Here is a 24,085-nt window from a genome sequence, read left to right as displayed (position 1 = left end):
CGCCCGCAGCACGATGTGCTCGACGAGCATCGGGGTTCGCGAAGAACCCGATCTCTGTCCGAGTGGGGAAAGTAGGGGTCCTGCGCGCGCAGGAAGAATCCCATCGGTGATCACTACCGATGTGGATTCGAATCGGTAGTGAGGGGATGCGGTATCGACAGCCAACCCCTCACTACCGATCTGTGCCGCCTGCGATCAGGATTCCGGGGCGGCGTGACGTGCGCCGGCCGATCATTCTCCGACTCGATGTTGCGGAGGGTGGGAGAATGTCGGTTCCGGACTTCGCACGGATCACTCTCGAGACATTCATACAACCTTGACGGGCAGCGAATTCAGCTGGTTGACCAGCGAACTCCAACCGCGTTCCGGTGTGCCGTTCAGTTCGAGCCGAACGCCGCGACGATTGATGTCCTCGAACAGGATTCTCAGCTCGAGTTTGGCCAGCATGCTCCCGACGCACCGATGTGGCCCACTACCGAATGCGACACCGTCTGCTGCAAGCGGTTTCGGATCCCGGAACGGGTCGAACCGATGAGGATCCTCGAAGATCTCGGGATCTCGATTGGCTGCTGCCAACATCAGCTGCATGGTGTCACCCTTGCGAATCTGTTGACCGTTGAATTCGAGGTCGTGAGTGGCGGTTCGTGCCACGTTGTACGCCGGCGTGACATAGCGGAGGCATTCCCCCACCAGTCGAAGGTACTCGCCGTCGGCGAACGCCTTCTCGAACGTCGCCCGGGTCACCTCATCTTCGATCATGAGACGGATCGACTGCGACATCAGCGTCTGCGTTGTCTCAGTGCCCGCCACAAGAATTCCAGTGGTGTACATCTGGTACTCGAACTCGTCGATTTCGCCGTTGTCGAGTGCGGCTGCGACAACCGACAGAAGGTCGTCCTGAGGATCGCGCAGCTTTTCCACTCCCAGCTCAGCCATGTATGCGCCGATCTCCGCGAAGACTGCTGCGAAGGCGGCGCCTCCGTCCTGCTCCGCCTTCGCTTGCGCGACGAAGACGTCGAGCGACCATTGAACGATCTGCTCTCGCATCTCGCTCGGGACACCCATGATGGCACTCATCACGCGGCACGGAATCAGCTTGGCAACGTCCTCTACGAAATCGAACTCCCCGAGGGGAAAGGCGTTGTCGAGTGCCTCTTCGGTGACCTCACGGACCCAACCGTCGAATCGTCGGACGATCCGAGGGCCGAAGGACCGCGAGGCCATCCTCCGGAGCCTGCTGTGCTCCGGAGGGTCCATGAAGAGAATGTGCTTCTGCATCGGACTGGTGCCATCCATGTTCCCCAACGGGTAGAAGGCGCCAGGGACCGAGCTGAAATCGGCTGGACGAGACTCGATGTCCATCACGTCGTTGTATCGGGTGACGAGCCAGAGCCCGCCGTTGTACGTGCCGTGTTCTGCCGGCTGCCACACCAGACCTTGACGAGCCCGGATCTTGTCCAACGTTTCATGCGGAAAGCCTTCGACGTACACCGCGGGATCCGTCAGGTTCGGCTCCTGCAATGCGTCGTCCACAATTGAGGTCATAATCTCACCGTTTCGGTTCGGGGATCGCTGATTGATTCGCAAGGGGGCACGCGCAACTCCCGGTGTCCCTTGCGCTGCGCTCAGGATTCGGAGGGGCCCGCCATCAGCGCTAGCAGACGCGTCGGATCGTTGTATTCGCGCCAGTGGGTGATCTTTCCGTTGTCGTCGAACTCCGTGATGCCTGCGATCGGAGTGGAGATGATGATGCTGCCGTCGGCGCGAAGGAGGTGGTCGATGCGCTCGTGCAGCACGATGTTCCCGACCTCGGCGATGTGCCGAACCTCCACGCGAATGCACTCCATGCCCAGTGCCGAGTCCTTCGAAGGCTGAATGATCTTTTCGAGGGCTTCGTCAAGACCCTGAACCTGGGGCAGAGACTCGGTGTTCCACCAGATCGTCTTGTCGGTGAAGACGTCGCGGAAGGAGTCCACGAATGTATCGAAATCGGTGTCCCACTTGTCCCAGAAGGTGAGCAGCCGCTGCGAGTTCGGTCCGGTGTTCGTCATTTCTTCCTCCAGATGATTCTTCACGGTTGATGCGCATGAACCGAGGCGTACTCCCCTCGAGGGCCGAAAGCCCGAGTGGATTGGTTGAGAAGCCGACGCTGCGGAAATGCGCAAATGTACGCTGTGCCTTCAGTTCCGGATTGAAACTACGGCTGGTGACGCAGGGGCGGATCGGATACTGCCCTTGCTGCGTATACCGTATCCCAGTGTGTTGGCGATCACAAGCCTCCGATTTCGGAGCTTGGTGTCCCCGACTGGAACCTGCCGCTTCGGAGGGTGGGCGCGGCGGGAGAGCGAACCGCTCCCGTGCTCGGGGCAGGGGAGATAGGGATCGTTCTCGATCGGTAGAACGCGGGGGACATGTGCCGGCCCGCGTTCTACCGGTAGGGAGCAGTCGCACGCGGACAACGACTCGTGGGTATGTCCGGCGAGGTTGGACACGATGGTCCGGCGAACTGTCCCGAGTCAATTCTTCCGGTGAAGGTTTGCTCGCTCGAACGCGTGCATCGCGTGTGCGCGCAGGGTTTCCGGCTTGTCATTCACCCAGTCGTACAGTGACACCCGGACACAGGTGACGATGATTGCCGCCACCAAGCGGGCGTCGTGAGGATCCGAGTATTCGGGAAACGCAGTTTCGATGGCTTTGGTGTATTCGGTCTCGGCCTCGAGGGCGGAGCGCAGCCAGACCGAGCTGAGTTCCTCGACGCCGAACAGCAGGCGATATGTGCGATGCGCGCCCTCGAGCCCACCGTGTGATTTTTCGTACGACGCCACCAGAGCATCGGCGGCCCGTTCGACGATGTCGGGCTCATCCGAGTCGATGAACGCCTGGTGCTGGATCTTCATATGTTCATGAAGGATCGGCCAGAACGCATCCGACTTGTTGGCGAAGTGCCGGTAGAACGTGCGGACCGAGATGCCTGCGTTCTGGGCGATGTCGCTGGCGGTGACCTCACTCCAACCCCGCTCGTCCAAGAGCGACATCGCCGACTGTGCGAGCTGGCTGCGGAGTGCCACGCGCTGCTGCTCGCGGAGGGTCGGCTGTTTCGTCTCGGGTTTCGATGTAGTCACGCCTCATCGCCTTTCTTGTCGGGTAAGTCGACCGGCTCGGCGGGCCGCTCGGCTGTTCTCGAGGAGAGTCGTCCCTGCGGTCCGGTGAGCGCCGGACCGCCCCGCCCCCCAGGCGGGCTTCTCCTCACGAAACTCGGCAAACACAAGCGTGAACTGTGGTTCTGCCTCAGAGTTCGAGCCTGCTTGCAGGTCGAACGGCTGCGCGGCCGAGCGCGCCGACGCCGCGCGCCGACGCGGTACCGACCTCAGCCGGTGAAGCACGGTGTGAAGAGCCACGAGACCATCCTTCCAGCACCGCACGCACCGCCGCTGTGCCGGTTCGTGGTGCCCAAATTCATCGGCAACCGAGTATTGCGACTTCTGTCACTTTGTGCCAAAGTAGCTCAAGATGACACGTTAGGGCAAGCGTCATCGGTTGTGATAGCGCAGCGTCTCCGCGGGTGTAGTTGCTCGTGGAGACCGACGTGGACCGGCAGTGCGCGGCGATCCGCCGCTCGCGTCTCCGGCCAGTCGGCAGTGCCTCCGGCCTGTCGACCAGATCAGTCCCCGGCAGGTTGATTCGTCGTGACGTCGAGTCGACCGGCTCGGCACGAGAAGTAATTCGAGCTCATTCGGTTCCCATTCTCTAGGGAGAGGTGTATTTGCGGTGTTGGATTTGACGGATGTTTTGTATGAGGTTGTGGGTGGGGTTGCTCGGATCACGATTAATCGTCCGGAGAAGTACAACGCGTTTCGTGAGGAGACGTTGGATGATCTGATTGCGGCGTTCGGTGCTGCGGAGGCGGATCGTTCGGTGGGTGTGATCGTGTTGACGGGGGCGGGGGAGAAGGCGTTTTGTTCGGGTGGGGATATTGCGTGGGAGGATGCGTCGGATCCGGTGGGGGCGGCGCGGATGAATCGGCGGACGAGTAATTTGTCGTTGATTATGCGGGGGTGTGGGAAGCCGATTATTGCTCGGGTGCGGGGGTTTGCGGTCGGTGGGGGTAACGAGTTGCAGATGTTGTGTGATTTGACGGTGGCGTCGGAGGATTCGAGGTTCGGTCAGTCGGGTCCGAAGATGGGGAGTGTGCCGGTGTGGTGGGGGACGCAGTTGTTGCCGCGGATCGTGGGTGAGCGGCGGGCGCGGGAGATCGTGATGTTGTGTGAGCAGATTCCGGCGCCGGAGGCGGTGTCGCTGGGGTTGATCAACAAGTGTGTGCCGGCGGCGGAGTTGGACGCTGCGGTGGATGCGTGGTGTGCGCGGTTGTTGTCGTTGAGTCCGCAGGCGTTGCGGGTGGCGAAGATTTCGTTGAATTTCGAGAGTGATCAGTTGTGGCCGGCGGTGCAGCATGGTCAGCAAATGATCAATTTTATTCATGGGACGGATGAGTTCCATGAGGGGACGCGTGCGTTTTTGGAGAAGCGGAGTCCGGATTTCGCGCAGTTCCGTAAGTAATGCAATTCCGTAAGTGGTTCTGTCGGTTGGTTTTGTCGGTGTGAGTTTTGTGGAGGGTGGTTTGTGATGCGGTGTGATGGCAAGGTTGCGGTGGTTGTCGGTGGTGGTAGTGGTATCGGGCGTGCGGTGGCGGAATTGTTTTCCGCGCAGGGTGCGGCGGTGGCGGTGGCGGATGTGAACAAGGCCGGTGCTGCGGAGACGGCGGAGTTGATTCGTGCGCGTGGTGGTGTGGTGTCGGAGCATGTGTGTGATGTGACGGATTTCGGTCAGACGGATGCGTTGATCGAGTCGGTGCTTCGGGAGCATGGTGGGGTGGATATTGTGGCGAGCACGGTGGGGTGGTCGGATACGACGTTTTTTGCTGATGAGGATGATGAGTATTGGCAGAAGATTGTGCGTATCAATTTGATGGGGTCGATTTATTTGTGTCGGTCGGCGTTGCGGGTGTTCAGTGCGCAGAAGTCGGGGTCGATCGTGTTGACGAGTTCGGATGCGGGGAAGGTGGGGACGTTGGGGGAGACGGTGTATGCGGCGGCGAAGGCGGGGGTGATCGGGTTTGTGAAGTCGTTGGCGCGGGAGGTGGCGCGTGATGGGGTGCGGGTGAATGCGATTTCGCCGGGGCCGACGGATACGCCGTTGTTGCGGGCGCAGTCGGATCAGCATGTGATCGATAAGATGGTGCGAGCGGTGCCGTTGAAGCGGATGGGGACTGCGGAGGAGCAGGCGGCTCCGGTGGTGTTCTTGGGGTCGGATGCGGCGAGTTATGTGACGGGGCAGACACTCAGTGTCAGTGGCGGATTGACGATGACATCCTGATCGCGTAGCCCGCCGTAGATTCAGTCCCCGACCGCCGCCAGGAACTCGCGGAACCCCCGAATTTTCGCAGGTCGGAACGTGAGCTCGTCCTGGACAAGGCGACTGTTTCCTGTATCCAGTATGACTGGATACAGAAGATGTATCAGATCATTTCAGCAGAGGATCCGACGCTTTCTGCGTCGTCATCGAGATCCCACTGAGTAGCTTGCGTGCGATACACGTATTGAGGAGCCCATTGTGAGCGTAGAACGCAAACTGCAGTTCGCCCTCGAAAAGGCAGTCGAACGGGGAGAGCGCGGCGTCCAGATCGCCGCTTACCTGAAAGGCGAGCCGATCCTGTCCGGTGCCATCGGCACCATGGACGACGCGGGGACCCCGGTCACCGGGACGAGCCTGTTCCCGATCTTCTCCGTGACAAAGGGATTGGCGGCGATGGCCGTCCATATCCAAGCCGAGCGCGGGTTGCTCGACTACGACGAGCCTGTTGCCACCTACTGGCCGGAATTCGGGTCGAACAGTAAGGGCGAGATCACCGTCCAGGAAGTGCTCGTGCACCAGGCGGGGGTTCCGCAGATGCCGCCGGGGACAACCCCCGAGAGGTTGGCCGACTGGGATTGGTGCGTCGCCGGGCTCGCTGCGCTGGAACCGTTGTTCCCGCGTGGACAGAGTGCATACGCGTCCATCAGCTACGGTTGGCTGCTCGGCGAGGTGGTGCGCAGGACGGACTCCGTCGACCGCACGTTCGCCGACTTCATTGAGCAGGAGATCTTCGAACCGCTCGGCATCGAGGACTACTACCTCGGGATGCAGGGAAACAATCACCAGCGTGTCGCGCAGCTGTACACGGCGGGCGGGCTGCGGCCGCAACCGTCGGAGTACCGTTCGCTTGCGATGCCGGAATCCATTACACCAGGCCCGATTTGGAACAATCCGGTCTTCTACGATGCGGTGGTGCCGGGGGCCGGCGGCATTGCCAACGCCGACTCCGTGGCCAAGTTCTTCGGATTGCTGGCAAACGGGGGGGAGCTGAACGGGACGCGCTTGCTCAGCGAGGAGCGTGTGATGTCCTTCGTCGAGCCGCGGCCGCGGTCGGAGGAGTACGACGAGGTTCTCGGCCAAACGCCGCTCGTCGGGGTGGGCGGGTTCTGGCTCGGCGGGAACACCCCGCCTGCGGAGCCGATCATCGGGACGAACCCCAATATTCTCGCGAGTAACGGTTCCGGCGGATCGATTGCGTGGGCCGATCCGGACACGGGCCTGTCTGTCGCGATCTGCCACAACCGCATGTTCCGGATCAACCCTCCGCTTCCGCCGGACGAACATCCCTTCACCGAGCTCGGCGATTTGGTGCGAGACATTGCCGGATAACCGTTTCCCTGTCTGTAATACCGTGACGACTCCACCTGCACTGCAGTGGGATTCGTCTAGCATGAGAGTGGTCAGCTGATATGGCATCACCGAACGGACGTAAGCACTCTGAAACGCTCGATGTGCTCGACGCGACCGAGGGGCGAGAGTACCTCACCGGGTCGGATCTGCTCCTGCGCCTGCCGGCGATTCAGAAGCGGCTCGATGATCGTGCCGGGCTGCATACCCGAGGCTACGTGTCGGGATACCCGGGTTCGCCTCTGAGCGGTCTCGACTCCTTGCTCCGACGTGAGAAGTCACGGCTGTCGGAGGTCGGCGTCGAGTTCGAACCCGGTATCAACGAAGAGTTGGCGGCCACGGCGGTCTGGGGCACTCAGAACCTCAATCTCGGAGGAAACCACTCCGATCTCGATGGTGTCTTCGGCATGTGGTACGGGAAGGGGCCGGGTGTAGAGCGGTCGGCCGATGCGCTCCGCACGGCAAGCTACTTCGGAACCTCCCAGTATGGTGGTGCGTTGGCGCTCGCCGGCGACGATCACGAGGCACGAAGCACGGTGACGGCTCAGCAGAGCGAAACCCTGTTCGTGCACATGGGGATGCCTGTCCTCAGCCCGGCGACCTTGCAGGAGATGCTCACCTACGGGTTGTTCGGTTGGGCGCTGTCCCGGTACTCGAAGATGTGGGTCGGGATGATCTGCCTCAACGATCTGGCCGATTCCGCCGGTTCGGTCGACCTCGGTGCGCTGCCGACCATCACCCCCCCCGGGGGTGACGGTGCACCGGGAGCGCAATTGGGAAGGACCGCAATCGATATCGAATACGATATCAAGCGGTGGCGTATGCCCGCGGTGCAGAAGTTCGCCGAGGTGAACGAACTCGATCGAGTGACGGTTGAGGGTGGACCACACCGTCGGGTCGGCATCGTGGTCGCGGGAAAGCCGTATCTCGATGTCCTGGATGCGCTCGATGAGCTCGGTGTCACGGAGCAACGCGCCCTCGAGCTCGGCGTGACGGTGTACAAGCTCGGGTTGGTGTGGCCGATCGCGGAGAAGGGTGCGCTGGACTTCATGTCCGGTCTCGACGAGGTGATCGTCGTGGAGCCGAAGTACCCGGTCATCGAGGATCAGCTGAACCGACTGGCCAATCGTCTGGACCGCGATGCGCGCCCGCTCATCGTCGGCAAGACGGACGAGCAGGGTGCTCGGCTCGTGCCCGAGATCAGCGGATTGAACTCCGGAATCGTCACCGAGGTGCTCGGAAAGCGGCTGAGGCGTTTCGGATTGGAAACGGGGAAGACCATCGCTAGCGGCGTGGGGCAGTTGTTGAGCCTGACTCCGGTGCAGGGCGGGTTGGTCCGTGCTGCCGGCTTCTGTTCGGGATGTCCCCACAGCACCTCTACCCGCGTCCCTGAGGGCAGCTTCAACTTCGGCGGAACCGGTTGCCACGCGATGGCGACGTTCGCCGAGATGGAGGGTCGCGAGACCGACATGCTCCCGCAGATGGGAGGCGAGGGGGCCATGTGGATCGGCATGTCACGGTTCAGCTCCGAATCGCATGCCTTTCAGAACGTGGGCGACGGTACCTACTCGCATTCCGCATCGCTCGCGATCCGGGCGGCGATCGCTGCCGACGTGAACATCACCTTCAAGGTTCTTCTGAACGGGTTCATCTCCATGACCGGAGGCCAAGCGATTCCGGGTCAGTTGAGCGCGATCGAGGTGGCAGAGCAGGTTCTGGCCGAGGGCGCCAAGAAGGTCGTCGTGGTGACCGAGAGCCCGAGGCGGGTACGGAGGCGCGGACGGTTCCCTCGCGGTGTCGAGATTCGCCACCGGAAGAAGTTCATGCAAACCGAACAGGAACTGTCGACGGTTTCGGGAGTCACCGTCCTGATCTACGACCAGGAGTGTGCGGCGGAGCTTCGGCGACATCGCAAGCGGGGCGCAGCGGACGATCCGGATAAGCGCACCTACATCAATCCCGAAGTGTGCGAGGGGTGTGGGGACTGCAACCACCTTTCGAACTGCATCTCGGTCGAACCTCTTGAAACGCCTCTCGGGCGGAAGCGGAAGATCGACCAGTCCACCTGCAACAAGGACTTCAGCTGCGTCGACGGCTACTGCCCGAGCTTCGTTACTGTCTACGGCGCCACGCCGCGCAAGCGCACCATCGACGGCGCGTCCTTGGATGCGCTCCCGGCGGCACCGGAACCCACCGGGTTCCCGTCGAATCGGGAAGCGTACAACGTGGTCATCGGTGGTATCGGTGGCGGTGGTGTGCTGACGATCGGGGCGCTCCTGGGTCGCGCCGCGCACACGGAGGGCAAGTTCGTGTCGGTCCTCAACGAGACCGGCATGGCGCAGAAGAACGGTGGTGTCCAGAGCCACGTTCGGATCACGTCGATGTCGGATGCGGAGCTGTCACCGCGGATCGGACCCGCTTCGGCGGACCTGGTGATCGGTGGCGATATCGTCCTCGCTTCGTCGAAGGACCTGCTCGGTTTGTACGATTCCGACCGCACGAAAGCGATCGTCAACGAAGAGGTCAAGCCGACAGTCGCTTTCGCGGAGAATCCGAACCTGAACCTCGACAGCGGGTACATGGTTTCTGCCCTGCGGGAGGCGACAGCCGGAAACGTGGAGTTCGTGGATGCGAACGGGTTGGCGGTCGCGCTTCTCGGCGATGAGATCTATTCCAACATCATCCTGCTCGGCTACGTGGCGCAGCAGGGCAAACTCCCCGTGCGAGTGAGCTCGTTGGAAGAGGCTATCGAGTTCAACGGGATCAGTGTGCGAAAGAACCTCCAGGCTCTGCACATCGGCCGGCTTCTCGCCGCGGGCAACCCCGCAGTCGAACGGCTCCTCGATGAACTGGACAGGGCCGGCACCGTGGGATCGGGCGACGCCCCGGTCGACGTGGATCTCGAGGACGTGATCGTGGATCGCGTCGCGCGTCTGACCAACTATCAGAACCGGGAGTACGCAGAACGCTACCTGTCGCTCGTCAACCGGGTGAGGTCGTCGGACATCGGTGATGACCTGCAGTTGACGCGGGCCGTCGCGGTCTACTTCTACAAGTTGATGGCGTACAAGGACGAATATGAGGTCGGCCGGCTGTACACCGATCCCGAGTTCCGGCGCGGGCTCGAGGAAGAGTTCGAGGGCGACTTCCGGATCAAGGCGAATCTGGCGCCTCAGCTGTTCAACACCCGGGACAGCTACAGCGGTCGATTCCGCAAGTGGGAGATTCCTTTCTGGGCCGCAGCCCCCGTGTTCCGTGGACTGGCAGCGATGAGGCATGTGCGGGGAACGAAGCTCGATCTGTTCGGGGCGACCGCGCACCGCCGTGCAGAACGAGCCCGGGTCGGCGAGTACGAGCAGCTGATCGACAAGCTGATCGGTGACATCACCGAAGAAAATTACGGTATCGCGGTCGAGATCGCCTCGTTGCCGGAGCAGATTCGAGGGTTCGACTCGGTAAAGGACCTCTCTGCGCAGGATGCCGATCGGCGACTCCGCGAGCTCCGGACGGAGTTCGATGCGTCGGAGACATCGTCGGTCGCGTGACGCGCGTACAGGGAAATTCGAGTGGATATCGTTGAGGAGGTCGTAGAGATGACTGCACGCAAGTCGGTGGAATTTGTCGATGTAGACGGAAAGTGCCCATTCCAGTACTACGAACAGGCGCGAGCCCGCGAGTCGGTGGAGTTCGAGGACCGGACCGGGTTCTGGATCGCCGCGGGGTACAGCGCTGCAAGTAACGTGCTCACGGACGAGGAAACGTTCCCTCGGTTCCTTCCCGAGGAGATCGTCACCGACCCGAAATATGTTCGTACCGTGGCCACTCCGTCCTTCCTGCTGGGCGAGGAGCGAGTCAAGCATCACAAGTGGTGGCTTCAGCTCTTCAACGCCAAGGAGCTGGCCCGGTACCGCCGGGACATCGTCAGCGGTGTGGTGTCGGCGACGATCGACGAGTTCGCCGGCAACGGGACGGTGAATCTCATCAGCGAGTTCACCGAGCCGGTTGCGGACCGGGTCATCGCTGCGGTACTCGGCTTGCCCTGGCATGACGCCGAGTGGATGGCCGAACTGCGGCACAACTTCGATCTGACCGAAAGGTACAAGGAGTCGATCTACCTCAAGCCGGCGGAGTCGAAGCAGTTCGCCGAGGCCGCCTTGGCCGGAACCTACCGGATCGACGAGCTCATCCGCCCGTACATGGAGCGGCGGAAGCAGACCCCGGACGACACCGTGATGAGTCGGATCTTCCACGACGATGCGCTCGAGGGGTGGTCCGAGGACGAGCGGTACGGCTTGGCGCGGACGTTCTTCACCGGTGGCAGCGGCACCACGAGCGTTCAGATCGGGAATGCCGTGTGCCTGATGCTCCAGACCGAGGGGATGGTGGAGCAGCTGGTCGACGGTGACAGCGAGCTGACCGCCCGGTTCGTCGAAGAGGCGCTGCGTTTGGTACCCACCAATCACTTCCGCAGTCGGAAGATCGCCGCCGATACCGTTTTCGAGGGTGCCAACCTCGAGAAGGGGCAGGTTATCGCGGCCGTCATCGCCTCGGGCAACCGCGACGAGAGCAGGTATATGAACGCTCACGAACTGGACTTGACCCGGCCGAATCCACGGCAGCACTTGACGTTCAGTGTCGGAATCGGTGCTTGTGTGGGTTCGGGACTCGCGCGCGTCATTCTCCAGGAGTCGATCGCTGCATTGACCTCGCGGCTGACGGGGATGCGTCTGGACACTGCTATGGGCGTGCCCGAGCTGCGGGGGTCGATGTTCCGGCCGTACACACCAATCCACCTGACCTTCGAAGCTGCGAAGTAAAGGACCATGCTCCGGTCGAGAACTCGACACGGAACTACGAAAGGAAGTCGAAACAATGGGTCGCATGCAGGACAGGGTGGCATTGGTTACCGGTGGAGCCTCAGGCCTCGGCGCTGAGACGTGTCTGCTGTTTGCCGAAGAGGGTGCTGACATCGTCGTCGCCGATGTCAATGCCGAACGTGGGGCGGAAGTCGTGCGGGGTGTCGAACAGCGCGGCCGCAAGGCGGTATTCCACCACACGGACGTGGCCAAGAGTGCGGACCTCGAGTCCGCAGTACGGCTGGCGGAAGAGACCTTCGGGAAGCTCGACACGGTGGTTGCGAACGCAGGTATAGGCGGGGCCGCTTCACGAAAGCGACTCGAGGATCTCACCGAGGAGCAGATGGACGAGGTGATCCAGGTGAACATGAGTGGAGTGTGGCGAACCTTCAAGTTCGCGGCTCCGGCTCTGCGACGTGCAGGTGGCGGGTCGATGACTTCGAGTGCATCGGTTGCCGGCCAGACTATTCTGGGTGGCTCGACGCTCGGAGGTTACACGGCGTCGAAGTTCGGTGCAGTGGGCCTGACGAAGTTCTTCGCCTCGGAGTTGGCCGCAGACGGAATCCGGGTCAACTGTGTTTGCCCTGGGCGAATGCAGACGAACATCGACGAGAGCTACCACTGGTCGGCTGAGGAGCTCGAGGCTGCGCGCAAGCGCCGCCAGGGTGCGGTGAACACTGCGATGCGGACGATGGCGGAGCCTCGTGAGGTCGCCTACCTGCACCTGTTCCTGTGCTCCGATGAGGCCTCCTTCGTCACGGGCCAATCGATCGAGGCCGACGGTGGCCTGAATCTGTTCATGAACAAGGCCGGGCTGGTAACCGAGACCCCGGCTGATCAGGCCTGACCAGCATCATTCCGGCGGCCGGCCGTAGCGGTCGCCGACCACTCGAGCCCGTGCCGATCGGCCCGTGGACAGAAGGGAGGAGACTGCAGTGACAAACCTTGCGAAGCTCGTCTCGGTCGCTGAGTATCGGCGGACGGCCCAGCGTCGGCTGCCCAAGTTCGTTTTCGACTACGCAGACGGGGCGGCAGGTGACGAGAAGACGATGGCTCTCAACCTGCGTGCGTTCGACAAGTACCTTCTGCATCCGCGGCAGCAAGTCGATGTGAGCCGAATATCGATGGAGACGTCGGTCTTGGGACGCACCATCCCCTTTCCGTTGATGTTGGGTCCTACCGGGCTCCAGCGGATGGCTCATCGTCACGCCGATCTGGAAGTGGCACGTGGCGCGTCCAGGACCGGGGTTCCCTTCGTGGTGAGCGCGTCCACGGCGTTCACGGTGGAAGAGATCCGCGAGGCGAGTGGTGGCGGGGATCTGTGGCTGCAGATCTATCCGTGGCGAGACCGTTCGGCGATCGAGCACGTGGTGAAACGTGCGATCGCGTGCGACTACTCGACTCTTGTCGTGTCGGTGGATGTTCCTCTACTGGCTCGTCGTGAACGTGATATCCGAAACGGCATGAGCATCCCGCCGAGACTGAGTGTGAGCAATATCTTCCAGGGGGCTACTCATCCCCGGTGGGTGACTCATCTCGTGCGTGGACCGGAGATCACGTTCGCGAACTTTGCGGATCTGGTTCCCGATTCGCACGGAATGGCGCTCATGAACTGGGTGAACGAGGAACTGACCAATCCGGGGTCTCGGTGGGACGAACTGACGTGGCTCAGGGGTCTGTGGCCTGGACCGATGGTGGTCAAGGGCATCATGACAGTGGCAGATGCTCGGCAGGCTGTGGCCAAGGGAGCCGATGCAATCGTGGTCTCGAATCACGGTGGCCGTCAGTTGGACGGGACCCCGGCGACGATCGACGTGCTGCCGAGGATTGTCGACGCGGTCGGTGACCGCACCGAGGTGTTGCTCGACGGTGGCGTGCGACGAGGCACGGATATCCTCAAGGCAGTGGCTCTCGGGGCGAAGGCGGTCTTGATCGCACGGCCTTACTGGTGGGGTCTCGCGGCAGGCGGGGCGAACGGAGTTGCCGGCGTGATCGACCTTCTACGAACCGAATTCGAGATGGCGATGGCCTTGTCCGGCCGACCCACAATCGAGTCGATCGGGCCGGATCTGCTGGATCCGGACGACGCGTGACCGGATCGTAACCGGTAGGTCGACGAGGCGCGCGAAACTCGTTGTGATTAATGCCATATCCGTATTCGGTATACGGAATCCCGATGATTCGAAGCGGCGGTCGGGCCGAGCGAATGTCAAAACGGAAGGGGCTGTGGTGGTTGATTCAGAAAGTGCCAGCACACGTTTGGTCGGTAGGGTCGCCATCGTCACGGGTGGTGCGAGCGGTATCGGGCGTGCGATCGTCGAGAGGTTCGTTCGAGAAGGCGCACAAGTCGTCATCGCCGATCTGAACATCGACGGCGACACCGTTCCGCGCGGTGAGTCGATCATCGCGGAGCGTCTCGATGTCACGGACCGCGAGGGTTGGGTCCGTGTCGTGCAGAAAACTCGTGAGCACTTCGGCGACCCGACTGTCTTGGTATGCAGCGCAGGTACGATGGCGATGAGCTCGCTGCTCGATACCGACGGGAGTGAATACCGGACGAGCTTCGACATCAACGTTCTCGGCGCCGTCTTCGGAATTCAAGCGACAGCGCCGGGCATGAAAGATGCGGGCGGCGGCTCGGTGATCATCGTGTCATCGACTGCCTCCGAGATCGGCACATCGGGTCTCGCGCCGTACGGTGCGAGCAAGGCCGCCAACAAGTCACTTGCGAAAACGGCGGCGATCGAACTCGGTCCGATGGGGGTGCGAGTGAATTCGCTTCATCCCGGCGGCACCGACACACCGATGCATCAGAACTTGATGTCCGACGGTTTCGACGAGGACGCCTTCTACTCGCATCTTCCGATTCCCCGCGTCGCCAGGCCTGAAGAAATCGCCGGCGCTGCCGCATTCCTCGCGTCCGAGGACAGCAGCTTCGTCACCGGTTCCGCGATCTTCGTCGAGGGCGGGCAACTCGCCGGACCAGCCATCTGACAGTCGGCTTGTGCCCCGACCTCGATTCGACATCAACTATTCCTCACTTCATAGGACAGTCATGACACTCAGCGTGGAGACACCCATCCCTTTCGAAGACCCCAACTTCTATGTGAACGATCCGTGGCCGGTGTACAAGGAGCTGCAGGAGAACGATCCGATCCACTACTACGAACCGCTCGATGTCTTCATCATCACGCGGTTGGACGACCTTCGCGAGGGAGCGAAGCGGAACGATGTGTTCTCGTCGGGACACGGCATGTTCCTCAACGACCTTCGCATGATGAAGACCGCCGCCACCACCGAATCGGTGTTCGACGGATTGTTCCCCGCAGATGCGGAACACTTTGCCTTCGCGGACCCGCCGGAACGTCACAAGACGCTCCGCGGTCTCATCAGCCCGGCATTTGCGATCCGCAACATCAACGCGATGCGGCCGACGATCGAAGGCTTCGTCCGAGAGCTGTTCGACAAGATCGAGCCGGGAAAGCCGATCGATTTCGTCGCCGAGTTCGCGGATCTGCTTCCGATCATGATCGCCACGCGGCTACTGGGCATCCACGGCAGGACCGTCGAGGAAGTCAAGCGATGGAGCGACGCCCTGGAAGCCATGAACTCCGTCGAGACTCCGGAGCAGATCGCCGAGGCAAAGGCCACCTTCGCCACGATGAACGGGACCTTCGCCGAGGAGATCGAGCGTAGTCGTCGCGATCCCAGCCCCGGGCTCGTCACGGACATGGTCGATGCGACACTGGACGGCAAGCCGGTGTCCGATTCGAACATCATCGCCTACTGCACCACGGTTCTCGCGGCGGGCAGTGACACCACCCGGGCACTCATGACCGGCATGCTCCTCGCCTTCGCCCAGTTCCCGGAGCAGTACACGCGTCTCCGCGAAGACCGGTCGCTTATCGGTTCGGCAATCGAGGAGTCCCTCCGCTGGGTGTCACCCGCTCGGTCGTTCCTCCGTACCGCACTGGAGGACACCGAACTCGGCGGGCAGAAGATCAAGAAGGGACAGCGGATCTTCCTCCTGTTCGCGGCGGGTAACGTCGACGGTTCGGCGTTCGACGACCCGTACACGTTCGACGTGGGACGGACGAACGCGCTGCAGCATGTGGCGTTCGGCTACGGCCCGCGTTCGTGCATTGCGGCGCAGCTCGTGCGTGCCACCATGCGAATTTTCCTGACCGAGCTGCTCGACCGCTTCAGCGCGATCGAGTCGGTGTCCGAGCCGACTCCGGTGGTGCATGTACTGCGGAACAGCTGGTACGACGCCGAGCTGGTGTTCACGAAGTAGCAGCAGGCAGCCCGCACGCGGACGGCACTGCTTTTGCCGGATGCGGCCCGGACCGGAGGGTCGAACAGGAACTCGACCTCCGCGTCCGGGCGGGTGCGCCGCGTGTAAGGCAGCAAGCGACCAACTGAGAGGGACGAGTTTCATGCAAGTGTGCGAGGCGCTCGCAAGGGCGCTCTACGACAACGACATTCGCAAGGTGTTCGGTGTACTCGGTGACGCCAACCTGTTCATCATGAACAGCTTCCACGAGATGGCCGATGCCGAGTACATCGGCGCAGCGAGTGAGGGTGGCGCGGTACTCTCCGCGGTCGGCTACGGCCAGGTCTCCGGCAAACTGGCCGTGGCGTCGGTGACGCACGGTCCGGGCTTGACCAACACACTCACAGCTCTGGTCGAGGCCGAGCGCGCTCGGCAACCACTGCTGCTGATTGCTGGCGATTCGCCCCTCTCGCAGCGCGAACACATCCAGGACATCGACCAGCGCATGGTCGCACTGGCAGCGGGTGTTGCATTCGAGCGGGTCCGGTCCGCGGAGTCCGCCGTGGCGGATGTCGCGGCCGCGGTCCGACGCGCATGGGTCGAGCGGATCCCGGTCGTGCTGAACGTGCCGATCGAAATCCAATGGCAAGAGGTGGAGTACCGTGCCGTCCGTGCGTCGATCGACGCCGTGCCGTCTCTGCCGGCAACGGAGTCGATCGAGGATGCGGTGGGGCTCATTGCTTCGTCGGCCCGTCCGTTGGTGCTCGCCGGACGTGGCGTCGCATTGTCCGGCGCGACCGAGGCCATCGCACGGTTCGCCGAAAGGGTGGGTGCACCACTGGCGACGACCCTTCGCGGAAAGGACCAGTTCCGGGGACTCCCGCAGAACCTCGGGGTTTTCGGGACGCTGAGCCACGAGGCTGCGCTGCAGGTCATCACGCACAGCGACTGCGTCATCGCGTTCGGCTGTGGGCTCAACCCGTGGACTACCGCCGAAGGATCGTTGGTGCGTGGAAAGCGCGTCGTGCACGTCGACACCGATGCGACCAGGCTCGACAAGTCCACGACCGTCGACGTTGCGGTCCTCGGCGATGCGCAATCGGCTGCCGATGCCATGGCGCAACTCCTGGATGACGCGGAAGTGCCGGCCTCGAAGTTCGTCGATACCGCAATTGCCCTCGTATCCGCGGGTGCCGACGACGATCGGCCGTCTCGGGCCACCACCGGAAACTTCGATACCGCAGCAATCCTTGCGCGGGTCAATGCCGCAGTGCCGAAGAACAGGGTGGTGGTGACCGACAACGGACGGTTCATCAAGCAGGCGTTCACGGCGTTGGAGGTGGAGGAGCCGCAGTCGTACGCGCACGCGGTGAGCTTCGGAGCAATCGGCTGCGGCATGTCGGTGGCGCTCGGCGCCACTTATGCAGCACCGGACCGCCCCGTCCTCGTTGCGGTCGGAGACGGTGGGTTCGCTCTCGGTGGGTTGTCGGACCTCGTGATGGCAGTTCAGCAGAAGCGGAATCTCGTCGTCCTGCTGTTGAACGACTTCGCGTACGGTGCCGAGTATGTCCAGTTGACGGGTCGGGATATGGAACCGGGATTTACAACGCTCACCTGGCCTGACTTCGGAGAGATCGCAAAATCCATCGGCGCACAGGGATATACGGCTTCGAACTTCGTCGAATTGGACGAGGCTCTGAGCAGTCTCGACTTCGCGAGCGGACCCGCATTGCTCGAAGTTCGAATCGATCCGGCCAAGGCGTAAGGAAGGCTCGCGATGCGTGACAATACTCTGTTGGCTCGACTCCGACGTGGCGAAGTTTCGGCAGCGAGCTTTGTGACCGTGCCGGATCCGTTCGTCGCGGAACTGATGGCGCGATCGCAGATGGATGCGTTGATCGTCGATACCGAACACTCGGCGATGAGCGCCGAGCAGCTGCAAGGTGTGCTCACCGCACTTCATCCGAGTGATTCCACGGTGATAGTGCGGGTCGCGGACAAGGCCGACGTGTACATCAAGCACGCCCTGGACCTGGGCGCCGAGGGTGTGCTTGTCCCCGGCGTGAGTTCCAAGGCCGATTGTGAGGCTGTCGTCGCATCCTCGTTGTATGCGCCCCGGGGAAACCGCGGGTTCGGTCCGCGCCGTGCGAGCCGCCTGTACGGGACCCGCGCCGACTACTTGGCCAGAGCAAACGACAATATTGCCGTCCTCGCGATGGTCGAGAATGTTGCAGGTGTGGACGTGATCGACGAGATCGCGACGGTCGACGGCCTCTCCGGTCTCTTTGTCGGTGTGGGTGACCTGGCGGTGTCGATGGGCCACATCCTCGATCCGGGTGCACCGGAGGTGGCCGAAGCGGTATCGGTGGTAGCCCGTTCGTGTGCCCGCCACAAGGTTCCATTCGGTGTTTTCACCGGCACGGAAGCTGCTGCGAAACATTGGATTTCGCAGGGAGCAACGTTGGTGACCATGGGTAGCGACGTCGGATACATCGACGCCGGTATCGCCCGGACCCGCGAATCGTGGGCAACCCTTTCCTGACTACATAGCAGTCCGAGATCGAATCGGACCGGATTGGAGAAACAATGTTCGTGCTGGACACTGAGTCGATTCCGTGGGAGCCGGTTACGGCGAATACCCGAACCGGAAAGATCTCACGAAAATTCCTTCGCGAGAACGAGCTCGCCGAAGGCATCGGATACACGACAGACCTGGTCTACTACCACAAGTCCGACGAGGCGTTCACCGCCCCGAGGCATCGGCACGACTTCGCTCAGTTCCGTGTGACGCTGAGTGGGCTGACGGACTACGGGTTCGAGCAGGTTGCGGAGGGAGGCGATGTCACCTACTTCCCCGCCGGCGCGTACTACGGCCCGGAGACCATCGAGGAAGCGGAGATCCTCCTGATCCAGTGGAGTCGCGGCTGGGTCACTCGCGAGAAGTCGAACCGCGCGTTCGAGGAGCTGGCGAAGAAGGGCACGTTCAAGGACGGCTACTACCATACAACGGACACCAAGGGACGCCCCGTGCGTCGTGACGGAAATATGGCCGTGTGGGAAACCGTCACCGGAACGCCGCTGACTATTCCATCGCCGAAGTACGGTCAGCCGATCGTGATGAAAACATCCGGTTACGACTGGAGCGCAACAGAATCCGGCCTTGCGGTGAAGGATCTCGGACACTTCACCGACGAGGACGTGAACGTGCAGGCCGTGAAGTGGAAGCCCGGTCAGGAGATCGAACTGGGTTCGGAACGTACGACCCTGGTGTGGGTGGCGAGCGGAGAGTTGTCCTCCGAAGGCCAGAACCTCACGGCGCGATCCGTCATGTTCTCCGATTTCGGCGATACGCACACGCTCACGGGCGTCGAAGACGGTGAGGCGCTTCTGCTCCGCCTGCCGATAGTCGAACCCGGGGCATGACCCCACCCCGCCCGCGAAGGCGGGTATTGAAATGTGACCAAAACCGTATACTGTATACAGAAGATTCATCGAGTGGGATCCCCTGCAGGTACGTCGTTCAGTGCGCCGGTGCAATGGTTTTCCGCTCAGGCATCGAATAGGAAGGCGTGTCACGCCATGTCGAAAATTACCTATGTTCAGCCCGATGGCTCCCTCGAGATATGCGATGTACCCGCAGGTAAGTCGCTGATGCTCGCTGCGCAGGCCAAGGGCATCGCCGGCATCCTCGGTGAATGCGGCGGGCAGGCCATGTGCGCGACGTGTCACGTCTACGTTGACGAGGGATACCTGGACAAGCTGCCGGAGCCGTCGGAGGAGGAGGACGTGATGCTCGAAGAGGCGGCCTCCGATCGTCGACCCAACAGTCGGCTCTCGTGCCAGATCGACGCCTGCGACAAGCTGGACGGGCTCGTGGTGCATGTACCGGAAGAGCAGCTGTGGTGACGCCGCGGCGGGTCGTCGTCCTCGGGGCACCACGCCGGCTTCCACATCGCCTTCTTTCTCCGGTCGAAAGGCTGGACCGGCGAGCTGACCCTGATCGACAGTGAGAACCGGGTTCCGTATCAGCGCCCACCGCTGAGCAAAGAGTTCCTCTGGGGTAAGCAAGAACTCGATGACGGAGTGTTCCGACCCGCGACCTACTACGCCGACGAACAGATCGAACTGATCTCGGGCCATCACGTGACGGCAATCGATCGACCCGCGAAGCAGGTCGTGATCGACGGGCACGACCCCCTCTCCTACGATCATCTGGTTATCGCAACAGGGTCCGTTCCCCGTAAACTGCCGGTGCCGGGCGGCGACCTCGAAGGTGTGCTCAACCTTGCAACGGCAAGCGACGCATCGGAGTTGCGAGGCAGGATTGCCGACGCCCGGAACGTGGTCGTGATCGGTGGTGGGTTCATCGGGCTCGAGTCCGCGGCTATGGCCGCATCGGCGGGAAAGCAGGTCGTGGTCTTCGAGGTCGGAAACCGATTGATGGCACGTGCTGTCTCGCAGCCGATGTCGCGGTACTTCGAGAATGTGCATCGGGCCGGCGGCGTGGATCTGCGTCTCGGGACGGGTGTGACAGCCGTCGAAGGTCGCGATGATCGTGTGACGTCGGTCGTGGCATCCGACGGGACCAAGGTGGACGCGGACCTCGTGGTCGTCGGGATCGGCGCAGACGCCAACGATTCGCTGGCCGCGAGGTCCGGTCTGGCGACCGACCGAGGGATCCTGGTCGACGAGTTCCTGAAGACGACGGATCCCGATATCTCGGCCGTCGGTGACTGCGCTCGGTATCCGATTCTCGGGTCGGATGGCACCCCGCCGATCCTTACACGCCTCGAGTCGGTGCAGAACGCCACCGATCAGGCGCGCTATATCGCCCACCAGATCATCGAGGATTACTCCGAACCGTACCGCGCGGTTCCCTGGTTCTGGACGGAACAGTTCGGGCGCAAGCTGCAGATCGCCGGGCTGGTGGAGGGACACACCCGGTCGGTGCAGGAATCCGTCGACCCCGACAAGTTCTCGATTCATTGTTTTGCCGACGAGACCTTGCTCGGAACCGAATCGGTGAATGCACCGCGGGATCACATGGCGGCGCGGAAGAAGCTCACCACCCGACTCAAAGAGGAATCCAAGGCGCGCTGAGCGTGATTCGTCGACGAGTTCCGGGCTCCGTCCCGAAGGGCTGCGAACGCAACGAAAGTGAAGGATATGAATGAATCGGACGAAGTGACGCCCGTCGGTATCGGGATGGTGCTCAATTCACTGAACCTGACGGACGTTGCGCGACAAACGAAGGCTGCGGATGAGGCCGGGTTCTCCTTCGTCACCGTCGGCGACAACCCGGAACACATGTTGGACACGTACGTGTCCCTGACCCATGTCGCGCAGGCTGCAGAGCGTTGCCACGTGGGTACGACGATCACCACCCCGACCCATCGTGATCCGTTGGTGGTCGCCACCGCGTTCTCCTCGGTGGAAACCATCCACCCGGGTCGTGTCTTCATCGGGATCGGGACGGGTCGTGCACGTCAGAAGGTCAGCGTGCGTGACCTGCGTGAGCACATCGAGGCATTACGCGAACTCTGGTCGGTTGGGAAAACGACCTATCGGGGTGTCGAGATGCGACTGAGCTGGGATGCCAAGCCCGTGCCGATCGTGGTGTGTGCCTCCGGACCGCGTGCCCTGCGCGTGGGTGGGGAATTGGCGGACGCCGTCATCATCGAGTCCGGCCTCACCCCGGAGTTGATCGAGAGCGCGAAACAGCACGTGGCCGCCGGAGCGCTGGCGGCCGGGCGGGACCCCTCCGATATCACGCTGTGCTGGTACGCGCGGACGAGCATCGGCGTGACCACGGAGGAGGCCCGCTACGACTGCCTGCCGTCGATGGCGGCGGCGGGAGCATTCCTCACCCGCCGGGACGCGGGTCTCGAAGATGTTCCATCGGTGCATCATTCGAAGATCCGTACACTCGCCGAGAACTACGATATGAGCGCGCACCTCCGCACCGATGCCGGCAACCCGAATCGGCGATTGCTCGACGACGAGGCACTGCGGAATTACCTGATCGAGCGTATGGGTGTGGTCGGTTCTCCAGCGCAGTGGGTGGAGAGACTCGAAGGACTCCGTGAGTTGGGCGTCCACAACATCCTTTGTGTCGGTGCGAGCGGAGACAAAGACGAGATGATCGATCTGGTGGGTAGGGACGTGCTCCCGAAGTTGCGTAGCGGTCGGGTCGGCGTGTAGCTCGCCTGGTCACGATAGACGTGCATTATGGATACGGTATACTGTGAGTGTGTACTCTGCTATTACAGAGGGCTCCTGAATGCCGGGTCGAAACGGACTGCGACGGACCACAGCGGTCGTCGGTCGGGTCACTACTACCTGGAGTTTCATATGTTCACACACGTAGTCCTCATCAAGTTCAACACCGATGCCGATGAGTCATACATTGCCGATGTTGGGAGCAAGATCGACACGCTGCCACAGGAAATCGAACAGGTCCGCGGCGTCGCCTATGGGGCCGACATCGGATTGACCAGCGGTAGCTGGGATTACGCAATCATCGTCGAGCTCGGTGCGGCCTCCGACTACGAGGCGTACGCGAAGCACCCGACACACGTCGACCTGGCCGAGCTGATCAAGAAGGGCGTGGCCGATCGCACGGTGGTCGACTTCGACGGCTGAGCGTGGGACACCCTCAGCCGATTCGACCGATAACTCTCTCTATCAGAACATCCAACCGAAGGGATCTCGAAATGTCACTGACCTCGATTGACGACAACGCTGCGCTGGTGGTTCTCGACCTGCAGGTCGGTACCGCGGGTCTTCCGTCCGTGCCGAACGCCATGAGCGAGATCATCGACCGATCGGTCGCTCTCGCAGAGGCATTCCGCAAGAAGGGCCTGCCGGTGATCTGGGTGAACGTGGCTGGCGGCAGTACCGCTCGGAAAGAGGTCACCGATCCGGGCGGCTCGCTGCCGGAGAACTGGACCGAGCTTCTTCCCGAGCTAAAGGTTCAGGATTCGGACAAGACGTTCACCAAGTATGCAATGGGTTCCTTCCACGATGACCGATTCTCGGAGCTGCTGTCGGAGCTGAAGGTCGGCCAGCTGGTTCTCACCGGCGTCACCACGAGCTTCGCGGTCGAGTCGACCGCTCGCGGAGCGTACGACCGGAGCATCAACGTCGTGGTCGTCGGTGATGCGGTGGGTGACCTCGACGCAACGGTCAACAATCACGCTCTCGAATCGGTGCTCCCGCACGTGGCGGAGATTTCGACAACGGACGAGGTGCTCGCGGCGGTCCGCTGAGTGGGCGAGCCACTTCGCGAGTCGGCAACCCAGTCGACCGGAAGTGGCGGCGCCCGCCGGTGGGTCGTGGGCGAGAGTGGCCACAGTGAGCGTGGTGGACCTGGATAGGATACGAGCGTACTCACTAGCGGCGTTCGAAGATGTGGCGATTGGCAGGGACAAAACGTGGCGGCAACCAGCACATACACTTCCGAACTGCAAAGAAGTCCGCTCGGCAATCAGATTGCGGATTCGCTGAGGCACGACATCATATTCGGAGTTCTGCGTCCGGGCACTCGCGTCTCGCAGCAGGAAATGTGCGATCGCTTCGGTACCAGTCGAATGCCAGTTCGCGACGCGTTGCGCATCTTGGTCGAAGAAGGACTGATGACGGTCGACAGTAATCGGCGGATCGTGGTCGCACCGCTGACGCGCGAGGATCTCCTCGATGCCTTCACCATCCAGGGTGTCTTGACCGGCATGGCGACAGAGCGTGCTTCCCGGCGTGCCGAGCAGTCGGAACTCGATGAGCTGCAAGTAATGCAGAGTCGGATGGTTCAGGCGGCCCACGCGGACGACTTGGACGCGATGGTCGATCTGAACTGGACTTTTCATCGCAGAATCAATCGGATGGCCGGCTCGCGCAAGCTTCTTGTCGCGATTCGGAAAGTTTCGGTCGATCTGCCGCGAGACTACTTGGCTCAATTGCCGCAGTGGAGCGAGCGGTCGATTACCGAGCATGCCGAGATCATCGAGGCGATGACTCGGCGCAAGCACCGCGCGGCTCGGGATCTCATGGTGGAGCATGTCATCAGCTCCGGGCGTGGACTCATCGAATACCTCGAAAGCCTCGGCATCGACTTGGACTAGGACGAACAGCTTCCCTCGCGCGCCCGTTCTTCGCGGATGTATGTCGTAAGCCGTTCAGCGGGGGTGTTCGATCGATTCAC

At 62.1% G+C, this 24,085-nt stretch carries 21 protein-coding genes and 1 pseudogene; 19 read left to right on the top strand and 3 right to left on the bottom strand.

The features are described 5' to 3' along the window. Window positions 1-306: 306 nt before the first annotated feature. The 3 genes from CJ179_RS01325 to CJ179_RS01315 all read right to left on the bottom strand — a co-directional run bounded on the left by CJ179_RS01325 (window position 307) and on the right by CJ179_RS01315 (window position 3,122). Window positions 307-1,545 (bottom strand): cytochrome P450, encoded by a 1,239-nt coding sequence (locus CJ179_RS01325; protein ID WP_095860496.1) that lies wholly within the window; start codon window positions 1,543-1,545, stop codon window positions 307-309. 80 nt (window positions 1,546-1,625) lie between these two features. Then, the gene (locus tag CJ179_RS01320) at window positions 1,626-2,051 is read right to left on the bottom strand and encodes a limonene-1,2-epoxide hydrolase family protein (RefSeq protein ID WP_143548862.1); all 426 of its coding nucleotides are present in this window, start codon (window positions 2,049-2,051) and stop codon (window positions 1,626-1,628) included. A 465-nt stretch (window positions 2,052-2,516) separates the two neighbouring features. Beyond that, window positions 2,517-3,122: a TetR/AcrR family transcriptional regulator gene (locus tag CJ179_RS01315; protein ID WP_143548861.1), complete on the bottom strand. Its 606-nt coding sequence runs from the start codon at window positions 3,120-3,122 to the stop codon at window positions 2,517-2,519. A gap of 646 nt (window positions 3,123-3,768) precedes the next feature. Between CJ179_RS01315 and CJ179_RS01310 the strand changes: the two genes are divergently transcribed. From CJ179_RS01310 to CJ179_RS01225, 19 genes and pseudogenes are all read left to right on the top strand, one after another. Then, window positions 3,769-4,557, top strand: a complete 789-nt coding sequence (locus CJ179_RS01310; RefSeq protein ID WP_257015234.1) for an enoyl-CoA hydratase-related protein — start codon at window positions 3,769-3,771, stop codon at window positions 4,555-4,557. Between the two features lie 66 nt (window positions 4,558-4,623). After that, window positions 4,624-5,373: an SDR family NAD(P)-dependent oxidoreductase gene (locus tag CJ179_RS01305; protein WP_095860493.1), complete on the top strand. Its 750-nt coding sequence runs from the start codon at window positions 4,624-4,626 to the stop codon at window positions 5,371-5,373. Between the two features lie 237 nt (window positions 5,374-5,610). Beyond that, on the top strand, window positions 5,611-6,741 hold the full coding sequence (locus tag CJ179_RS01300; protein WP_179377492.1) for a serine hydrolase: 1,131 nt from the start codon (window positions 5,611-5,613) through the stop codon (window positions 6,739-6,741). An 80-nt stretch (window positions 6,742-6,821) separates the two neighbouring features. Then, a complete protein-coding gene (locus CJ179_RS01295) occupies window positions 6,822-10,304 on the top strand; it encodes an indolepyruvate ferredoxin oxidoreductase family protein (RefSeq protein WP_095860491.1) in 3,483 nt (1,160 codons plus the stop codon). A 48-nt stretch (window positions 10,305-10,352) separates the two neighbouring features. Beyond that, a complete protein-coding gene (locus CJ179_RS01290; protein ID WP_095860490.1) occupies window positions 10,353-11,576 on the top strand; it encodes a cytochrome P450 in 1,224 nt (407 codons plus the stop codon). A gap of 64 nt (window positions 11,577-11,640) precedes the next feature. Continuing rightward, complete coding sequence (locus tag CJ179_RS01285) at window positions 11,641-12,462, top strand: SDR family NAD(P)-dependent oxidoreductase (RefSeq protein WP_218834799.1); 822 nt, start codon at window positions 11,641-11,643, stop codon at window positions 12,460-12,462. A gap of 88 nt (window positions 12,463-12,550) precedes the next feature. Further along, a complete protein-coding gene (locus CJ179_RS01280) occupies window positions 12,551-13,708 on the top strand; it encodes an alpha-hydroxy acid oxidase (RefSeq protein WP_179377491.1) in 1,158 nt (385 codons plus the stop codon). A 136-nt stretch (window positions 13,709-13,844) separates the two neighbouring features. Continuing rightward, the gene (locus CJ179_RS01275) at window positions 13,845-14,609 is read left to right on the top strand and encodes an SDR family NAD(P)-dependent oxidoreductase (protein ID WP_179377490.1); all 765 of its coding nucleotides are present in this window, start codon (window positions 13,845-13,847) and stop codon (window positions 14,607-14,609) included. A 61-nt stretch (window positions 14,610-14,670) separates the two neighbouring features. Further along, a complete protein-coding gene (locus CJ179_RS01270) occupies window positions 14,671-15,909 on the top strand; it encodes a cytochrome P450 (RefSeq protein WP_095860486.1) in 1,239 nt (412 codons plus the stop codon). A 142-nt stretch (window positions 15,910-16,051) separates the two neighbouring features. Next, a complete protein-coding gene (locus CJ179_RS01265) occupies window positions 16,052-17,653 on the top strand; it encodes a thiamine pyrophosphate-binding protein (RefSeq protein WP_179377489.1) in 1,602 nt (533 codons plus the stop codon). Window positions 17,654-17,731: 78 nt separating this feature from the next. Next, window positions 17,732-18,430 carry an HpcH/HpaI aldolase/citrate lyase family protein gene (locus tag CJ179_RS01260; protein ID WP_179377488.1) on the top strand — a complete coding sequence of 233 codons (699 nt, stop codon included), beginning with the start codon at window positions 17,732-17,734 and terminating at the stop codon, window positions 18,428-18,430. Between the two features lie 44 nt (window positions 18,431-18,474). Then, window positions 18,475-19,311, top strand: coding sequence for a hypothetical protein (locus tag CJ179_RS01255; RefSeq protein WP_095860483.1), 837 nt, complete (start codon window positions 18,475-18,477; stop codon window positions 19,309-19,311). Between the two features lie 156 nt (window positions 19,312-19,467). Next, window positions 19,468-19,794 carry a 2Fe-2S iron-sulfur cluster-binding protein gene (locus CJ179_RS01250; protein WP_095860482.1) on the top strand — a complete coding sequence of 109 codons (327 nt, stop codon included), beginning with the start codon at window positions 19,468-19,470 and terminating at the stop codon, window positions 19,792-19,794. A 42-nt stretch (window positions 19,795-19,836) separates the two neighbouring features. Then, window positions 19,837-20,697 (top strand): annotated as a pseudogene (locus CJ179_RS52530) (NAD(P)/FAD-dependent oxidoreductase); the annotation flags it as partial. Further along, on the top strand, window positions 20,686-20,988 hold the full coding sequence (locus CJ179_RS52525; protein ID WP_257015368.1) for an oxidoreductase C-terminal domain-containing protein: 303 nt from the start codon (window positions 20,686-20,688) through the stop codon (window positions 20,986-20,988). The pseudogene CJ179_RS52530 and the gene CJ179_RS52525, both read left to right, overlap by 12 nt. A 66-nt stretch (window positions 20,989-21,054) precedes the next feature. Further along, window positions 21,055-22,089: an LLM class flavin-dependent oxidoreductase gene (locus CJ179_RS01240; RefSeq protein WP_095860480.1), complete on the top strand. Its 1,035-nt coding sequence runs from the start codon at window positions 21,055-21,057 to the stop codon at window positions 22,087-22,089. 150 nt (window positions 22,090-22,239) lie between these two features. Then, a complete protein-coding gene (locus CJ179_RS01235) occupies window positions 22,240-22,530 on the top strand; it encodes a Dabb family protein (RefSeq protein WP_179377487.1) in 291 nt (96 codons plus the stop codon). A 71-nt stretch (window positions 22,531-22,601) separates the two neighbouring features. Beyond that, entirely contained in the window at window positions 22,602-23,156 is a 555-nt protein-coding gene (locus CJ179_RS01230; protein ID WP_095860478.1) for an isochorismatase family protein, read from the top strand. A gap of 165 nt (window positions 23,157-23,321) precedes the next feature. Beyond that, a complete protein-coding gene (locus tag CJ179_RS01225) occupies window positions 23,322-24,005 on the top strand; it encodes a GntR family transcriptional regulator (protein ID WP_095860477.1) in 684 nt (227 codons plus the stop codon). Window positions 24,006-24,085 lie beyond the last annotated feature (80 nt).

This window comes from Rhodococcus sp. ACS1 (assembly GCF_002300155.1).
Lineage (GTDB): Bacteria > Actinomycetota > Actinomycetes > Mycobacteriales > Mycobacteriaceae > Rhodococcus_F > Rhodococcus_F koreensis.
The sequence above is the reverse complement of the archived record's forward strand: the minus strand, read 5'-3'. Positions and strand labels throughout refer to the sequence as shown.

Bases quoted from the DNA above. Each gene is read 5' to 3' on its own strand.
- CJ179_RS01295 (WP_095860491.1), top strand. From the start codon at position 6,822: ATGGCATCACCGAACGGACGTAAGCACTCTGAAACGCTCGATGTGCTC.
- CJ179_RS01250 (WP_095860482.1), top strand. From the start codon at position 19,468: ATGTCGAAAATTACCTATGTTCAGCCCGATGGCTCCCTCGAGATATGC.
- CJ179_RS01290 (WP_095860490.1), top strand. From the start codon at position 10,353: ATGACTGCACGCAAGTCGGTGGAATTTGTCGATGTAGACGGAAAGTGC.
- CJ179_RS01235 (WP_179377487.1), top strand. From the start codon at position 22,240: ATGTTCACACACGTAGTCCTCATCAAGTTCAACACCGATGCCGATGAG.
- CJ179_RS01285 (WP_218834799.1), top strand. From the start codon at position 11,641: ATGCAGGACAGGGTGGCATTGGTTACCGGTGGAGCCTCAGGCCTCGGC.
- CJ179_RS01240 (WP_095860480.1), top strand. From the start codon at position 21,055: ATGAATGAATCGGACGAAGTGACGCCCGTCGGTATCGGGATGGTGCTC.
- CJ179_RS01320 (WP_143548862.1), bottom strand. From the start codon at position 2,051: ATGACGAACACCGGACCGAACTCGCAGCGGCTGCTCACCTTCTGGGAC.
- CJ179_RS01325 (WP_095860496.1), bottom strand. From the start codon at position 1,545: ATGACCTCAATTGTGGACGACGCATTGCAGGAGCCGAACCTGACGGAT.
- CJ179_RS01265 (WP_179377489.1), top strand. From the start codon at position 16,052: ATGCAAGTGTGCGAGGCGCTCGCAAGGGCGCTCTACGACAACGACATT.
- CJ179_RS01255 (WP_095860483.1), top strand. From the start codon at position 18,475: ATGTTCGTGCTGGACACTGAGTCGATTCCGTGGGAGCCGGTTACGGCG.
- CJ179_RS01270 (WP_095860486.1), top strand. From the start codon at position 14,671: ATGACACTCAGCGTGGAGACACCCATCCCTTTCGAAGACCCCAACTTC.
- CJ179_RS01305 (WP_095860493.1), top strand. From the start codon at position 4,624: ATGCGGTGTGATGGCAAGGTTGCGGTGGTTGTCGGTGGTGGTAGTGGT.
- CJ179_RS01230 (WP_095860478.1), top strand. From the start codon at position 22,602: ATGTCACTGACCTCGATTGACGACAACGCTGCGCTGGTGGTTCTCGAC.